The sequence below is a fragment of the Sorangium aterium genome (assembly GCF_028368935.1).
In the GTDB taxonomy this organism is placed as follows: Bacteria; Myxococcota_A; Polyangia; order Polyangiales; family Polyangiaceae; genus Sorangium; species Sorangium atrum.
The window spans coordinates 3,644,918-3,660,633 of sequence record NZ_JAQNDK010000001.1 but is presented as its reverse complement, the minus strand read 5'-3'; the positions used below and the strand labels follow the sequence as shown (position 1 = coordinate 3,660,633).

General features: G+C 71.8%; 14 protein-coding genes. 7 read left to right on the top strand and 7 right to left on the bottom strand.

Annotated elements, in window-relative coordinates; genetic code table 11:
* Window positions 1-40: 40 nt before the first annotated feature.
* Window positions 41-1,690: a sigma 54-interacting transcriptional regulator gene (locus POL72_RS13525; protein WP_272095599.1), complete on the bottom strand. Its 1,650-nt coding sequence runs from the start codon at window positions 1,688-1,690 to the stop codon at window positions 41-43.
* 333 nt (window positions 1,691-2,023) lie between these two features.
* Between POL72_RS13525 and POL72_RS13520 the strand changes: the two genes are divergently transcribed.
* Window positions 2,024-3,319 carry a serine hydrolase domain-containing protein gene (locus POL72_RS13520; RefSeq protein WP_272095597.1) on the top strand — a complete coding sequence of 432 codons (1,296 nt, stop codon included), beginning with the start codon at window positions 2,024-2,026 and terminating at the stop codon, window positions 3,317-3,319.
* 30 nt (window positions 3,320-3,349) lie between these two features.
* On the opposite strand, the gene POL72_RS13515 is transcribed toward POL72_RS13520, so the two are convergent.
* The 3 genes from POL72_RS13515 to POL72_RS13505 form a co-directional block, all read right to left on the bottom strand.
* Window positions 3,350-3,601: a zinc-binding dehydrogenase gene (locus POL72_RS13515; RefSeq protein WP_272095947.1), complete on the bottom strand. Its 252-nt coding sequence runs from the start codon at window positions 3,599-3,601 to the stop codon at window positions 3,350-3,352.
* Window positions 3,602-3,771: 170 nt separating this feature from the next.
* Window positions 3,772-4,749, bottom strand: coding sequence for a hypothetical protein (locus tag POL72_RS13510; protein ID WP_272095596.1), 978 nt, complete (start codon window positions 4,747-4,749; stop codon window positions 3,772-3,774).
* Between the two features lie 111 nt (window positions 4,750-4,860).
* Window positions 4,861-5,595, bottom strand: a complete 735-nt coding sequence (locus tag POL72_RS13505; RefSeq protein WP_272095595.1) for an iron-containing redox enzyme family protein — start codon at window positions 5,593-5,595, stop codon at window positions 4,861-4,863.
* Between the two features lie 186 nt (window positions 5,596-5,781).
* On the opposite strand from POL72_RS13505, the gene POL72_RS13500 reads away from it, so the two are divergent.
* Window positions 5,782-6,546 (top strand): DUF1287 domain-containing protein, encoded by a 765-nt coding sequence (locus POL72_RS13500; RefSeq protein ID WP_272095594.1) that lies wholly within the window; start codon window positions 5,782-5,784, stop codon window positions 6,544-6,546.
* Between the two features lie 17 nt (window positions 6,547-6,563).
* Here the strand turns inward: POL72_RS13500 and POL72_RS13495 are convergent, their stop codons facing one another.
* The gene (locus POL72_RS13495; RefSeq protein ID WP_272095593.1) at window positions 6,564-8,525 is read right to left on the bottom strand and encodes a putative Ig domain-containing protein; all 1,962 of its coding nucleotides are present in this window, start codon (window positions 8,523-8,525) and stop codon (window positions 6,564-6,566) included.
* Window positions 8,526-9,120: 595 nt separating this feature from the next.
* Here POL72_RS13495 and POL72_RS13490 point away from each other — a divergent pair.
* Window positions 9,121-9,708, top strand: a complete 588-nt coding sequence (locus POL72_RS13490; protein ID WP_272095592.1) for a dihydrofolate reductase family protein — start codon at window positions 9,121-9,123, stop codon at window positions 9,706-9,708.
* A complete protein-coding gene (locus tag POL72_RS13485; RefSeq protein ID WP_272095591.1) occupies window positions 9,705-10,712 on the top strand; it encodes an RNA polymerase sigma factor in 1,008 nt (335 codons plus the stop codon). Before POL72_RS13490 ends, POL72_RS13485 begins: the two co-directional genes overlap by 4 nt.
* Window positions 10,713-10,818: 106 nt before the next feature.
* Here the strand turns inward: POL72_RS13485 and POL72_RS13480 are convergent, their stop codons facing one another.
* Entirely contained in the window at window positions 10,819-11,205 is a 387-nt protein-coding gene (locus POL72_RS13480; RefSeq protein ID WP_272095589.1) for a hypothetical protein, read from the bottom strand.
* Between the two features lie 326 nt (window positions 11,206-11,531).
* Window positions 11,532-12,371 carry an aspartate/glutamate racemase family protein gene (locus POL72_RS13475; RefSeq protein WP_272095588.1) on the bottom strand — a complete coding sequence of 280 codons (840 nt, stop codon included), beginning with the start codon at window positions 12,369-12,371 and terminating at the stop codon, window positions 11,532-11,534.
* Between POL72_RS13475 and POL72_RS13470 the strand changes: the two genes are divergently transcribed.
* The 3 genes from POL72_RS13470 to POL72_RS13460 all read left to right on the top strand — a co-directional run bounded on the left by POL72_RS13470 (window position 12,295) and on the right by POL72_RS13460 (window position 15,686).
* Complete coding sequence (locus POL72_RS13470) at window positions 12,295-13,548, top strand: hypothetical protein (RefSeq protein WP_272095587.1); 1,254 nt, start codon at window positions 12,295-12,297, stop codon at window positions 13,546-13,548. The genes POL72_RS13475 and POL72_RS13470 overlap by 77 nt on opposite strands.
* A gap of 34 nt (window positions 13,549-13,582) precedes the next feature.
* Complete coding sequence (locus POL72_RS13465; RefSeq protein ID WP_272095586.1) at window positions 13,583-14,848, top strand: hypothetical protein; 1,266 nt, start codon at window positions 13,583-13,585, stop codon at window positions 14,846-14,848.
* A 169-nt stretch (window positions 14,849-15,017) separates the two neighbouring features.
* On the top strand, window positions 15,018-15,686 hold the full coding sequence (locus tag POL72_RS13460) for a hypothetical protein (protein WP_272095585.1): 669 nt from the start codon (window positions 15,018-15,020) through the stop codon (window positions 15,684-15,686).
* Window positions 15,687-15,716: the final 30 nt, after the last annotated feature.

Below are 15,716 nucleotides of genomic sequence, written 5' to 3'. Positions count from 1 at the left end.
GTCCGGCACCAACATCGTCTCGCGGCCAGCGTCCCGCCGCTCAGGGGGGCCGCTTCCGCGGCCGCGGGATGCCGTACTCGTCGATCCGGTTGATCAGCGTGCGCAGCGAGACGCCGAGGAGCTTGGCGGCGCGCGTCTGGTTGCCCGCGGACCGCTCGAGGGCCTCGACCACGCGCTGTCGGTCGGCGGCCTTCATCTCGAGCCGGAGCCTCGCCAGGGCGTCCCCGCTCGGCGGCGGCGCGTCGGTCGGCGGCAGCCCGGCGCCGCTCGGCGGAGGCGGCGGCAGCGCGGCGCGGCCCGACGGAGGGGCGTCGCCGCTCGACAGGGGCGTGGCGCGGCTGGACGGGGGCGCGGCGCCGCCGGGCGGCAGCGCGGCGCCGCTGGGCAGGGGCGCGGCGCCGCTGGGCGGCAGCGCGGCGCCGCCGGGCGGCAGCGCGGCGCCGCTCGGCGGCAAGGGCGGCGGCGGGGGGATGGTGCCGCTGGGCCGCGACGCGGCGCGGCTCGACGGGGGCGTGGCGCCGTTCATCAGGTGCGGCGGCAGATCGGCCGGCAGGACCGACTCCCCCGCGCAGAGGACCGCCGCGCGCTCGATCACGTTGCGGAGCTCGCGCACGTTCCCCGGCCAGGCGTACGCCTCGAGGGCGGCGAGCGCCTCCGGCGAGATGCGGGGGGCGCCGCGCTGGTCGAGCTGCCGGCACGCCTCCTCGAGGAACCTGCCGGCGAGCAGGCCGATCTCGGCGATCCGCTCGCGGAGCGGCGGGACGACGAGGGAGATGCCGTTCAGTCGGAAGTAGAGGTCCTGGCGGAAGGCGCCGCGCGCGATCTCCGCCTCGAGATCGCGGTTGGTCGCCGCCACGAAGCGGAGGTCGAGCCGGCGAGGGGTGCGGCCCCCGATGCGGAGCACCTTCCGGTCCTCGAGGACGCGGAGCAGCTTCGCCTGGAAGGCGAGGGGCAGCTCGCCGATCTCGTCGAGGAACAGCGTGCCGCCGTGGGCCGCCTCGAGGAGGCCGGGGCGCGCGTGGCTGGCGCCCGTGAAGGCGCTCTTCTCGTGGCCGAAGAGCTCGCCCTCGAGGAGCGACGGCGGCAGCGCGGCGCAGTTCAGCTCGACATAGGGCCCGCTCGACCGCGGCGAGCGCGCGTGGAGGGTCCGGGCGAGCACCTCCTTGCCCACCCCCGTCTCGCCCAGGATGAGCACGCTGATGGGGCTCCGCGCGGCGCGGGCGGCCTGCTCGTAGAGCGCCACCATCACCGGGGCCAGCAGCACGATGTCCGCGGGCGGCTTCCCGCGGTCGGGCTCCTCGGCCGCCCCCGCGGGCGCGCGGCCGACGACGACGGTGGTCGCGCCGAGGTTGAAGCGCTCGCCGACGCCGACCTCCGCGCTCTCCCGCGAGAGGCGCCGCAGGCGGTGCGTGCGCGCCGTCAGCGCGCGGGCCTGCGGCTCGCCGACGAAGGTGCCGTTGGCGCTCCCGAGGTCCTCGATCCGGAGCGGCGGGCCGACGTGGAGCGCCGCGTGCCGGCGCGACACCGAGCGATCGTCGATCCGCACGTCGCACCCCTCGTCGCGGCCGAGGACGACGCGGCCGTGGGGCGGCAGCGGGGCGAAGGTGACCGTGCTGCCGGCCACGATCGCGAGCCGGAGCGTCGTCGTGCAGGAGCCCCGCACATCGCCGCCGGGAAAGGCTTCGTCCACGAGCACATCCTACGCGGCGCCGCGCGCCGCCGTGCGCCGGTTTGGCGTTGGTTTGCACGAATCATGCAAAACCGTGCAGAGCGATGGGGCCGTGCGGGTGATCACGCGGCCGATCGTGCAGGCGGGTGCACGATCGGCGCACCGTCCGCTGGAGCTCTCGCGGCGCGGCGCCGCGAACCGTCGGGGACGCTGCTCGGCACGCCTCCTGCTGTCCAGGAATTCGGGCGTTCGCGAGCGTCGATGGCGACCTCAGCGAAGGCGCGCGAAGGCGCGCCCGAGCGGGCTCTGCAGCGGCACGACCCGCCCCCTACGGATCACGGATCAGGAGCGAGCATGTGCACCGAGCATGGATCTTTCAATCGCAGGCGCCTACTCCAGGGGCTGGGCCGTACGGCGGCGGTGGCCGCGTTCGCGCCGGCGTTCCTGTCGACCAAGGTGGCTGAGGCGTACGCGCAGACGACGTACGAGCACCTCGTCCCTGGGCGGCCCGAGGGCGTCGGCCTGTGCTCGGAGCGCCTCGAGGACGTCTTCGCGCGCATCCAGCGCCGGGTGACCGACGGCCTGTTCCCGGGCGCTGTCGCCCTGGTAGCGCGGCGCGGGAGGATCGTCGGGCACCGGGCGTTCGGCTCCCGGGTCCGCGGCGCGGACGAGCCGATGACGCTCGACACGCTGTTCGACCTGCTCTCCATCACCAAGGTCCTCGCGACGGCGACGTCGGCGGTGATCCTCGCGCAGGACGGCGTGCTTCGGCTGAACGATCGGGTGGCCGACTTCATCCCGGAGTTCGCGGCCAACGGCAAGCAGGCCATCAAGGTGCGCGACATGCTCCGGTACACGGCCGGCTTGCCGCTGGACAGCCAGTTCCTGGACGATCCGGACTGCGAGCGCGTCTGGCAGCGCATGGCGGAGTCGCCGCTCGAGTACGTGCCTGGCACGCAGGTGCTCTACAGCGATCTCACCTACCGCCTCCTCGGGCGGGTGATCGAGGTCGCTTCGGGCATGGATCTCGACGCCTTCGCGAAGGCGCGCATCTGGGGCCCGCTCGGCATGAGCGACACGACCTTCAACCCGTCGGGGGCGCTCATCTCGCGGACCGCGGCCACGGGCTACTCCGAGATCCGGGGGAGGGTGGTGCGCGGCGAGGTGCAGGACGAGCAGGATCACGCGCTCGGCGGGATCGCCGGCTGTGACGGTGTCTTCTCGACGGCGCGGGACATCGCGGTGTTCTGCCAGATGATCCTGAACGGCGGCAGGTACGGCGGCGTCCGCGTCCTGAGCCGCCAGGTCGCCGCCGCGATGGTGAGCAACCAGACGCCCGAGGTGAGGGCGTCGGAGACCGACGTGTCGCCGCTAACGAATCTCCTGATGACGCCCAAGGGGTATGGCTGGGAGCTCGCGACCCACCGCTTCTCCAACGGCGGGTCGCGCCTCTCGAGCGGCTCTTACGGCAAGGCGGGCGGCACCGGGTGCTTCCTGTGGATCGATCGCCGCCGCGAGCTGATCGGGGTCATCCTGACGAACCACGGCTTGCCCACGCCGTTCGATGAGATCGGCTGGAACCGGATGCTCGACGCGGTCGGGAACGCGGAGTTCTTCGACGGGATCGTCAACGCCGTCATCGACGAGTGAGCCCGGCGTCGGTCGGCAGAGGGGGCGCCGTCACACGGTGATGACGATCTTCCCGCGCGCTCTCCCCTCGCCGAAGTAGCGGAACGCGTCGGGAACCTCGTCGAGCGGAAAACAGCGATCGATGACGGGGCTCAGCTTGCCCGCCTGGAACAGCTCCCCCAGGGCAGCGAGGTCGTGGTTCGCCTTCGCTGCCAAAAGGTGCATCCTCTTTTGCTCGCTCCTCGATATCCACGGCCCGATGAGCAAGAGCTGAAAGATTCGACCGATGGAGCCCCCGAGCATCACGTAGGTCCCCCCTCGGTTCAGCGCTCGTCGCCGATATCGGGCCTCGGGATCTCCTCGAGCCTCAGGACGTCGGGGGAGCCGTATCGGTCGTAGACAATCGCCTTCATGTCGTCTCCGCGGCGTTCCCGCGGCCGCTCAGGCTCCCTCCAGCGCCGCGCGGCGCGGCCTTACTTGCCGCAGCCGACGCGCTCCGAGTTGAGCGCGAGGTCGTCGTACCACATCGTCTTGGCCCCGCCGTGGTACTTCTCGAACCCGAACTTGAAGAGCTTGTAGTCGTACGGGCCCCAGTCCGTGACGCCCATCGCGGTGACCTCGGTGCCGTCCACGAACACATTCACCGAGCGGCCCGGCCCGTCGTAGTGGAACTCGAGGCAGTACCAGGTGTTCGCGACGAGCTTCACGCCGCCGCTGCACATGTACATTCCGCCGTTCGAGAGCTTCTCTTTGTCGTCGCTCTTGCGGTTCAGCTCGAGCTGACACTGGTGCTCGCCGATGCGGATCTGCTCCCCGTTGTTGGGATCCCCGTTGCCTTCCACGGCCGCGACATACGTGTTGTGGCCCATCTGGATGTCGGTGGCGCTCTTGAGGTAGATCCTGCCCCAGAAGTTGCTCGGCACGGCCACGCCGAGCATCTGGCTGAAGTCCGTGCCCGAGACCTTGACGGAGTGGGTGCCGCTGTGACCTGTGCTGTCCAGCGTCACGAACTCGCCCATCCTCGGGCGCAGGTAGTCCGGGAAGAACTGGAGCTCGGAAGGCAGCGAGCCGCCCTCGAAGTCCGAGCAGAAGATGCTGCAGCCGCCGGGGTCCGTGCCGCCGGTCGCCGCCGTGCTGGTCGTTGTGTCGCCGGCGCCGGTGCTCGTGGCGCTCGCGGTGACGTCGCCTGAGCCGCTGCTCGTGGCGCTCGCGGCGACGTCGCCTGAGCCGCTGCTCGTCGTGGCGCTGCCGGTGGTGGCGCCGCCGCCGCTCGAGGCGCTGCCGCTGGTCGCGCCGGGGCCGGAGGAGGTGCTCCCGGGGCCCGGGCCCGCGGCGTCGTCGCCCGACCCGCCGGCGCCGCCGGCCCCGGAGCTGGATTCGCCGCCGCACGCGGCCACGGACCCGAGCGTGAACATGGCAAAGAAGGCAAAGGAACGAGCCGAGAAGGACATACTGGGAGATCTCCTCAAGAACGGGCACAGAACGGCCCAAGCGATGCGCGCGATACTACCAGTGAACCCTGCGCGTGTCAGGCACAACCGGAGGAGTTCGCCGGGGCCAGCTCAGGCCTGCCGGAGCCCCATCGCGCGCGCGACTCCATCCCGGTATGCGAGCCAGGCCGCGTGCGCTGCGGCCACCGCCGACGCGACAGCGTCCGCCATCGGGCCCTCGTCCGGCGCGTGCTCCAGCACCATCTCCCACGCGTCCCGCCGGTGCCCCCCTTCGACCGCCCGGTGCGCCCTCGCCAGGCGCATGCGCTCGGGCGGACACCCGTAGTGCCGCACCATCGGGTGCGCGCGCAGCGCCTCCTCGATCGGCGGCGCCTCGCGCTGCCCGAGGAGCTCTGCGCGCTCGTGCACGCTGCCCTCCACGAAGATCGTCAGCACCGCCGCGCCCACGACCCACGGCGGCGCCGCGCTCACGTGGTCGAGCAGCGCCCTGTAGGCGTGGGCCTCGGGCTCGAGCGGGATCGACTCGTCCTCGATGGCCGCGCGCGGGATGCCCAGGCCGTCGATCATCTCCAGGAAGAGCGCCGGGTGCGACACGCCCAGCGAGAGCTTGCCCGTCTGCTCTTCGAAGAGGTTCTCGGCGAGGGCGCTGCGCACCGCGGCCGGCGGCGACTGGCCGAGCACGCGCGCGAGCAGCACGGGGAAGTCGCGCACGTAGACCCGGTATTCGTGCCTGAAGTGGACCGCGAGCTGGTCTCGCGTGAGGCCGGGGCCGGTGAGGTGCGCCCAGGCCCAGTGGTTCTTGCGGTCCATGATCGCGAGCAGGCGCTCCTGAAGACGACGCGTCATGCGGCAGCTCCTCGGCAAGGGGGGAGCCTTGGTTCTACTGCACCGAAGGCGTCTGCCCAGCGCCGTCGTCGCAGGTCGCGCGGAGGGCGGCGCGCCGCCGGGGCGGGGTGGGGGAGGCGCTGGAGGGCCTGGGGCGCTCGTGCGCCGTCCCTGTCACAGATCGCCCGCTCCGGCCGATGACGCGCCATGAGCTCACGATTCCTGGCGTGCGTCGCCGCGGTCACCGTCCTGGCCTGTGGCTCGCAAGGTCCCGCTCCGCGCGAGAGCCGTCACGCGTCGGCCCCTGTGCCTGCACGCGCAGAGGCGCCCGCGTCGCTCCCCGCGCCCGCGCCTGAGCCTGCTCCAGCGCCTCCTGCCGAGCCCGCCATCGCGCCCGCGTCCGCCGATCCGATCGTCGCCCGCGCGCGCCTCGAGGTCGCCCGCGGCGTCACCTACGATCCCGCGTGGGTCGCGATCGGCTACCCCAACGGCGATCCGGCCCCGGACCGCGGCGTCTGCACCGATGTCGTCGTCCGCGCCGTCCGCGCCGCGGGCATCGATCTCCAGGAGAAGATCCACGAAGACATCCTCGCGCGCCGGGCGGTCTACACGACAATCGAGCGTCCCGATCGCAACATCGATCATCGCCGCGTCGGGCCGATGCTCACGTACCTGCGCGCCCACGCGACGTCGCTCCCCAGGACGTTCGACGAGGCCGCGGTGAGCGCCTGGGAGCCTGGCGATATCGTGGTCTGGGCCCTCAAGCCGTGCCCTTCGTGCACGCCGGACCACGTGGGCATCGTCAGCGATCGCAAGGGGCCGCGCGGCATCCCGCTCGTCCTCCACAACATCGGGCCGGCGCCGAGCGAGGAGGATGTGCTCGACGCCTGGACCGTGCTTGGCCACTTCAGGATCCGCGGGGCAGCCACGCGGCGAGAGGTCGAGCAGGCTCACGCTGGCGCCGGTCCGTGAGCGGTGGGGCGCGAAGATCAGCGGCAGACGACGTTCGCGTCGTTGCGTCTGGCTGCTCTCCGACGAAGCGCGCCGAGCGCCGTCGTCGCGAGGAGCAGGAGGAGCGCCGCGGGCGCGCGACGGTGGCCGGGCACCGTGCACCCGCAGCCGCTCGGCTCGCCGGTGCTGCCCGCAGCGCCGGCCTCTCCCCCGCTGCCGGCTCCGCCGGCGCTCACGCCCGCCGTCACGGCGCCTCCACCTCCTCCGGTGTCGCCTCCACCTCCTCCGGCGCCGCCTTCACTCGTGCTTGCGCCTCCGCTCGAGCCGCTCGTGGCGGCCGCGCTCGAGACCTCGCCCGTCCCGCCCGGCGGCGACAGCGTGTACATGAGCGCCGCGCCGGCGGGAACGTCGGCGGACAGGGCGTCGCTCATGCCGCTCACGTCGGCGCGACGCCACAGATCCCGGATCACCGGCGTTCCCGTGACGCCCAGCTGCGAGAGCGACACGGACATCGTCATGTCCTGGTCTCCATGATTGAAGAACGCCACGGCCTTGCGGTCGCCGCTCAGGTCACGGACCCAGATCTCGCCGCCGTCCACCGTCGTGCGGCGGCCGCGCGCGCCGAGCGCGTCCTGGTTCACGGCGAGCACCTCCTCGTTGGTGAGCAGCGCGAGCGTCCACGCGTCCGAGCCGAGCCGCGCGGGGTTGCCGCCGAACATCAGCGGCGACGGCAGCATGGTCCAGAGCGACATGATCGTGACCTGCTCGTTTTTGGTGAACCTCGTCTGACCCGACGCGTGCCATTCGTTGCGCGGGCCGAGGTAGCCGAGCGGCAGCATGTCGAGGTCGGGCCAGTGGCCCGGGGTGAGGTCGCTCACGCCCTGCCAGGTGCTCGCGGCGCGGAGCACGCCGGGAAGATCGGTGAGCGCGTTGTAATCCCAGAAGTCGTTCACGACGCGCCACATGTTGGCGTTGCTGTTCAGGTGGCCGGACGAGGCGATCAGCCACGAGGGATCGTTGGGACCCGGCGAGAAGCTCAGCATGATCGAGCGCCCGGTCTTCTCCACGGCCCTGTGGATCGCATCGGCCTCGGCCTGGTGATACCTGCGCGTCGAGTTGTTGAGCATGTCGTCGATCTTCACGAAATCGACGCCCCAGGACGCGTACTGCTGGAAGAGCGCGTCGTACCAGGCCTGTCCCGCCGGCGTGTCGCCGCGAACGCCCCACATGTGCTCATCCCAGGGACAGGGATCGTCGGGGTTGCCCGCGTCGCGCGTGGTGTAGCTCGACCCCGCGATGGGGAGATTCGCGTTGTACGATTTGCGCGGCACGCCGCGCATGATGTGGATGCCGAAGCCCAGGCCCATCGCGTGGATGCCGTCCGCGAGGCTCTTGAAACCGTTGCTGCCCGTCGCCGATGGGTACTTGCCCGTGGCCGGCACATAGCGGCCGTTCGCGTCGATCGGCTGCCCGGGCTCGTACCATCGATAGTCGATGACCACGGTGTTCCAGCCGTACGGCTGGAGGTACGTCCTCACCGCTTGCGCCTGCTCGAGCATGTCCTGCTCGGTGACGCTCGCGCCGAACGAGTCGTAGCTGTTCCAGCCCATTGGAGGCGTGAGGGCGAGCGTGCTGCCGGACTGCAGCGTGTACGTGGCGCTCGCCGTGCCGGCGGCGTTGGTGACGGTGACCTGGACCGGATAGGAGCCGGCGGCCGGCGTCTTCCCCGAGATGATCCCCGTGGACGACGTGAGCGTGAGCCCCGCGGGCAGCCCCGAGACAGAAAACTCGAGCGGCGCCCGGCCGGTGGCGGGGATGGCGAACAAGAACGGCGACGAGGGCGCGGCGCCGTACACGAACGGGCCTTGCAGGCGCGGCGTGGCGGGCGCCTCCGTCATCGAGATGTCGATGCTCGACTGCGCATGTGCGGCGCCGCTCAGGGCGCTGGTCGTCGCGAGCGTGGCTCCAGCCAGAAGAAGGAAGGCGCGAGGTCGTTGCATGATCTCCTCAGAGCTCTTGGATGCATGTCAGAATGGGGTTCGGCGCACGAGCGTCGATGCCCGTGCGTCGCGCCGTGAGCGGTTGCGACAGCTAGCTTTTACAGGGCGCGTCGAAGCCCTGGACGGTGATGGGCTCACCGAGCGCCTGGGTCGCGTGGTCGAAGACGGCGTAGCGGCAGCCCATCAAGAGCTCATCCGTGATCGCATCGGAGACGGCCGAGCGAACGGAATCAGCGCCGAGAGCGATCCGATGACGAACGCCTCGGTGCGCATGACGACCCATCCAGGGCGAAGCAAGAGGATGCGATCGAGCAGATTGTGAACGTTCACATTGCCTGCGTCAATGCGAATCGACCGGCCCGCAGGCATCGTCCAGCCCGAGGGAGGACACGGCTGGCGGGGCTCCTCCGGAGCACGGCGTCGATCACGAGGAGCGGGCGTGAGGCGCCGCGCTGGTCCTGCGCAGGAGCACCACGGTCTCCAGGCGCCGCTCGAACCGTGAGGCCCGCGTTTGTGACCGTTCACATGATTCCTCTCCTCCCGAAAATTTTCTCGCCCCCCGTATCCTTCCGGCCGCGCCGTTCGTCGGTGGGCCATGACGACGACACCCCCGACCGAACGACGCCTCTACGTCTCCATGATCACCTCCCTCGACGGCTACATCGAGGGCCCGGGCCGCGAGCTCGACTGGTTCCAGGACGGCAGCCCGCAGTTCGAGCGGTACTGCGACGAGATGATCGACTCCGTCGGCCTCGCGGTCTACGGGCGCACCTCCTACGAGCTCATGCTCCAGTACTGGCCCGACGCCGAGGCGCGCCCGCGCTCGCCGCAGGACCTCGCGTTCGCGCGCAAGATGAACGCCCTGCCCAAGGTGGTGCTGTCCCGGACCCTGACGCACGCCGCGTGGGCCAACACCCGCGTGGCCCGTGACCCCGAGGAGATCGCCGCGCTCAAGCGGCAGCCCGGCAAGCCGATCGTCGCCTGGGCCGGCGCCGCCCTTGTGTCGACGCTGATCGAGCACCGCTTGGTCGACGAACTCCGCCTGATCGTGCACCCCGTGGTGCTCGGCGGCGGCACGCCGCTGTTCGCGCGCCGCGATCAGCGCCTGTCGCTGCGGCAGATCCGGACCCAGAACCTGGGCGGCGGGCTGTCGGTCCTGTGCTACGAGCCGGTCTGGTCATGAGCGACGATCCGCGCGACCTCGGCGAGCTGAGCAATGACGTGAAGGCGTCATGGCAGCGGTTCCTCGACGTGTTCGAGCCGCTCCGGCCCGAGCTGTACCGCTATTGCCGCTACCTGACCCGGAGCCCGTGGGACGCCGAGGATCTGGTGCAGGACACCATGGCCCGCGGCTTCGTCACGCTCGGCACCCTGTTCCACGAGGTGCCCAACCCGCGCGCCTGGCTGTTCCGGGTGGCGTCGAACCTGTGGATCGACCGCGCCCGGCGGCAGCGGCTCGAGCGCGACGCGATCGGTGAGCCCGCGGCAGCGGCTCCGGCGCCAGGGCAGGCGCTCGACGAGCGGGCGTCGCGCGAGGCCGCTGGCACCCTGGTCGCGCACCTGTCGCCCCAGGAGCGCGCGGCGGTGGTGCTCAAGGACGTGTTCGATCTCTCGCTCGAGGAGGTCGCCGCGTCGCTCTCGACCTCGGTCGGCGCGGTCAAGGCGGCGTTGCACCGCGGCCGCGGCAAGCTCGTGGCGCCCGAGGCCGATGAGCCGCGGGCGCCCGCGCCGGGCGTGCTCGACGCCTTCTGCGCCGCCTTCAACGCCGGCGACCTGCAGGCCCTGACCTCGCTGCTCCTCGACAGCTCGATCACCGAGATCGTCGGTGTGGTGACCGAGTACGGGCGCGAGCCCCCGGCCGATCCGCGCACCGGGTCGTTCGTCGGCAGCCTGTCGTCGATCACGACCACCGACGCCGGCGGGGTCGATGCCCGTCACCTGGCGGGCTACCTCGGCGGCCCGCCGCGCTGCGAGGTGCGCGAGCATCGCGGCGAGCTCTTGCTGCTCTTCTGGTTCGATCACGACACCGGACCCGCGGTGCGCACCGTCTGGACCGTCGAGACCGACGGCGAGCACATCGCCCGCATTCGCAACTACTTCTTCACCCCCGATGTGATCGCCGAGATCTGCCGCGAGCTCGCCGTGCCCTTCCGCACCAACGGCTACCGCTACTGGATCCACGGTTAGTACTACCGTTGCACTCACGGCGGCCGAGCGCCACGGCGCCGAGCGTGACAGCGGCGCGCCAGCGCCTGATGATGCCGCGGCCGGGCGGACCGGCGCTTTGCGCTGCTTACGGGAGCGGCTTGTTCCGGAGAGCCTCGTTCTTGATATAGGCAGCCTTGTAGGCGTCGTGGCACGCTTTGCAGTCGGCCTTCACGTCGTCCGTCTTGTTGGCCTTGGCGTCGTCGGCCGTCTTTTTGGCCATTTTGGCCCAGTCCGTCATGTTGGCACCGCCGAACTTGCCTGCGTTCTCCATCGCCTTCGCAACCGTGGAGAGTTCGCCAGATGCCATGGGCGTACCTGCGTTGTCGCGCATCCACTGCTGGAGCGGACAGGGCTTCGCCTTGCCATCGCACTTCCCCGCGGCGATCGCTGCGCTCGGGAGCGCTGCGGCACCGGCGCCCCCGGCCACGGCCGCCACCAGGACGGCCAGCCACACTTTCTGCATCCTTACCATGAAAGAATCCTCCAGGTTGAACCCATCCAGCGCGTCGTGTTCGCCGAGAATGCGGCGCCCTCACGAGCATCAGATGACGCAGAGGGGCCAAGCGAACCATGTGCCATGCTCGTCGCATCTGTTTGGCTGCGGGAAAACTGGGTTACGGGTGTGCCGACGGCTGCGTTGACGGGTGCCTCTTCGGGGCCGCGCCTGCCTCGCCGGGGCCGCAGTGATGATGGGAGGCTGCGGCCTCGGCGCATCACCCCGCGCACCTTCTACGGGGCTCGAGGCGGTTTCGCGCAACCCCAGGGTTGGAGCTTCTGCGCCGTGCTGACCGGCTGCGATCACAATGCCCGCACGGCCCGGCGCAGCGCCGCCCGTGCGAGCAATCGTGTGGAGTCGAGCGTCGGCAGCGGAGAGCTCGCGTCGCTCATGATCAGCGGGATCTCGGTGCAGCCGAGCACGATGGCGTCACAGCCATCGTCTCTCATCCGGCTCATGACCCGCTGAAAGCAGGCGGCCGCCTCGGGCCTGAAGACGCCGTATACCAGCTCCTCCAGGATGACGCGGCTCATCTCGTCGCGTTCGTCGGCGTTCGGGCGCACCCACTCGAGCCCGCGCGCCGCGAGCTTCTCTGGATAGATCTCGCTCTCGACGAGCCAGCGAGTCCCGGTCAGGCCGAGGCGCCGGAACCCGCGCTCGACCGCGTGTTCCGCGACGACCTCGGCGATGTGCAGCCAGGGCAGCGGCGACAGCGGCTCGACGTGACGCAGCGCCTGGTGGATGGTGTTGTCCGGGCAGATCAGGAAGTCGGCGCCGATCTTTGCGAGCTTGTTCGCGGAGGAGAGCATCAGCTCACCCACGCCCTCCCAGTCGCCGCGGTCGATGTGCTTCATGTACTCGGCGAGCGAGGGCGTATGCATCGAGACCTCGGGGTGTGCATGCGCGCCGAGGTGCTGGCGCCGCCGGAGCCTTCGCGCCCGGCGCTGGCGCCGTCGCTGCGAGCGGCGACGGACGCAAGGGGAGCACGGCCCATGCGGCGAAGGGACGAGCCGAGAAGTACGTGCTGGAGATCGCTCCGACAACGGGCGCAGAATGGCCCCGGCGATGCGGGCGACCTCCCGACCTGCCTTCGAGCTCGCGAGCCGCCGCGTCGCGCGGCGCCACGAGGGCCTCGGCCGCATCTTCGCGGGCCTCGCGCTGCTCGCGATCGCGGGGCCCTTCCTGGTCAGCGTGATCGCCGCGGTCCTCGCCGACGCGCTGGACGAGCCGAGCCTCCGCAGCTTCTCGCTCCACGCCCTCGTCATGACCCTGCCCGGCGTGCTCGCCGCCCTGGGCCTCTCCTTCTTGAGCGCGCTGTTCGCCACCACCGCCGTCGGCCGGAAGGGGCCGGTGCGCGTGGCCGCCGACGCGGCCGGGCTGCGCTTCGCCTCCGGCGCCGTGGAGCGGTCGATCCCGCGCGCCGAGATCCGCTCCGGCATGGTCCTGTCGGATCTGCACGTCCGCGTGGAGCTCCGCCTGCGCCGCGGGTGGGTGATGGAGGTGCACGTCGCGCGGGAGGACGAGGGCGCGCGCCTGCTCGCGGCCCTCGGGATCGGCCCCACGGAGAGACGCGTCGCGGTCGCGCTCGGCAGCGTCCACCGCGAGCTCGCGGCTGGCTGCGTCGGCCTGCCGCTGTTCATGGTCCTCTGGCTCATCGTGATCGCAGAGATCTCCCCGCCTGTGACGATCCCCGGCAGCTCCGCGCCGATCGTGGCGTGGTTTGCCCTCACCCTGCTGTCGACGTGGCTCCTCCGCCGCGCCGCGCGCCCCACCCAGGTCGTGGTGGGCACCGACGGCGCGCGCATCGAGCGGCCCTTCTCGTCCGTCTGGCTCCCTTACGCCGAGCTCGACTCGGTCGAGACGCGCGGCGATCGGCTCGTTCTCTCTCGCCGTGGCGGCGGCATCCCGCTCGTGCTCCGGACGGGGGACACGATGACCGAGGCGCTCGCGCAGCGCATCCGCGATGCGCACGAGGGCGCCGCCAGCGGCGCTGCGCTGCGCGGCGCCGAGGCGCTGGAGCGGCGTGGCCGCGATCTAGCGGCCTGGCGCGAGGACCTCGGCAAGCTGTTCGCCGGCGGCGACTACCGCGCCGCCAGCCTGACCCCCGAGGACGCGCTTCATTCCCTCGACGATGCCAGCGCCCCGCGGGATCGCCGGGTGGGCGCCGCCTTGCTCCTGCGTATCGCCGGCTACCCCGAGGCGCAGGAGCACATCCGCGTCGCCGCCGGGACCACGGCCGACGATGCGCTGCGCGCTGCGCTGGAGAGCGCCGCGGAGGACGAGGTCGACGACGCGGCGCTCGCGCGGGCCCTGCGGTAAGCGGCTGAGTGATCTCCCCGACAAGGAGCGCAGAATGGTCCGGGCGATGCGGGCGACCTCCCGATCAGGCTTCAGGCTCACCAGCCGCCGCGTCGCGAGGCGCCACGAGGCCCTCGGCCGCATCTTCGGAGGCCTCGCGCTGCTCGCGATCGCGGGGCCCTTCCTGGTCAGCGTGATCGCCTCGGTCCTCGCAGGCGTGCTCCACGATCCGAGCCTCGGCAGGTTCGCGGTCAGCGTTCTCTTCCTGACCCTGCCCGGCGTGCTCGCCGCCTTGGGCCTCTCCTTCTTGAGCCTGCTGTTCGCCACCACCGCCGTCGGCTGGAAGGGGCCGGCGCATGTGGCCGCCGACGCGGCCGGGCTGCGCTTCACCTCCGGCGCCGTGAAGCGATCGATCCCGCGCACCGACATCCGCTCTGGCCTGGTCCTGTCGGATCCGCACGTCCGCGTGGAGCTATGCCTGCGCCGCGGGCAAGTGATCGAGGTGCACGTCGCGCGCGAGGAGGAGGGCGCGCGCCTGCTCGCAGCCCTCGGGATCGGCCCCACGGAGCGGCGCGTCGCGGTCTCGCTCGGCAGCGTCCACCGCGAGCTCGCAGCCGGCTGCGTCGGTGTGCCGGTCTTCACGATCCTCTGGCTCATCGTGATCTCGGCGCTCACCAGGCCGCTGTCGAACGCCGGCAGCTTCTGGCCGGTCGTGGCGTGGGCCGCCCTCGCCCTGCTGTCGACGTGGCTCCTTCGCCGCGCTGCGCGCAGCACCCAGGTCGTGGTGGGCACCGACGGCGTGCGCGTCGAGCGGCCCTTCTCGACCGTCTGGATCCCCTACGCCGAGCTCGCCGCGGTCCGGACGCTCGGCGAGCGGCTCCTCCTCTCTCGCCGGGGCGGCGGCTCGGTCGTGCTCCGGACAAAGGACACCCTGACCGAGGCGCTCGCGCAGCGCATCCGCGATGCGCACGAGGGCGCCACTGCGGGCGGCGCAGCGCCGCGCGGCGCCGAGGCGCTGGAGCGGCGCGGCCGCGAGCTTGGGGCCTGGCGCGAGGACCTCCGCAAGCTGCTCGCCGCCGGCGATTACCGCGCCGCCGGCCTGACCCCCGAGGACGCGCTCCACGCCCTCGACGACGCCAGCGCCCCGCGGGATCGCCGGGTGGGCGCCGCCTTGTTCCTGCGCGTCGCCGGCTACCCCGAGGCGCAGGAGCACATCCGCGTCGCCGCCGGGGCCACGGCCGACGACGCGCTGCGCGCGGCGCTCGAGCACGCCGCCGAGGAGGAGGTCGACGACGCGGCGCTCGCGCGGGTCCTGCGGTGAGCCGCGCGCAGCTGAGCCACTCTGGGCCACGCGCGACGGGTGCGTCGGGCAGCGCTGTAGAAGGCGAGATCTTCAGGGATATCCGGCGGTAGCGAGATGGCACATGCCCTGCACGCTGACGCCGGCGGAGGTGTTCATGTCACGTAACTTTCTTTCGGACGATGCAGCCTTGCTATCGCCGTTGCCCACGCCGCCGCCTCGGACGGCGGCCCTGGTGCAGCGGGTGTCTCGAGCGGCTGCGGCGGCTGCTGCCGTCTTCGTGGTCGCCTGTGGTCCTCCGGGCGTCGACGGGGGACACGACCCGGGCGATCAAGGCGAGATCATCCCGCCGATGCCGCCGCCGCCTCCGGATTGCGAGGGCGGCGAGATTATCCCGCCGATGCCGCCGCCGCCGCCGGACGGGGAGGGTGGGGAGATCATCCCGCCGATGCCGCCGCCGCCGCCGGACGGGGAGGGTGGGGAGATCATCCCGCCGATGCCGCCTCCTCCGGATTGCGAGGGCGGTGAGATTATCCCGCCGATGCCGCCGCCGCCGCCGGACGGGGAAGAGGGGGAGATCATCCCGCCGATGCCGCCGCCGCCGCCGGACGGGGAAGAGGGGGAGATCATCCCGCCGATGCCGCCGCCGCCGCCGGACGGGGAAGAGGGGGAGATCATCCCGCCGATGCCGCCGCCGCCGCCGGACGGGGAAGGAGGGAAGATCATCCCGCCGATGCCGCCGCCGCCGCCGGACGGGGAAGAGGGGGAGATCATCCCGCCGATGCCGCCGCCGCCGCCGGACGGGGAAGGAGGGAAGATCATCCCGCCGATGCCGCCTCCTCCTCCCCCGTGCAAGTGAGGCGCTCGATCGTCGCACCGTTGCGCTCCC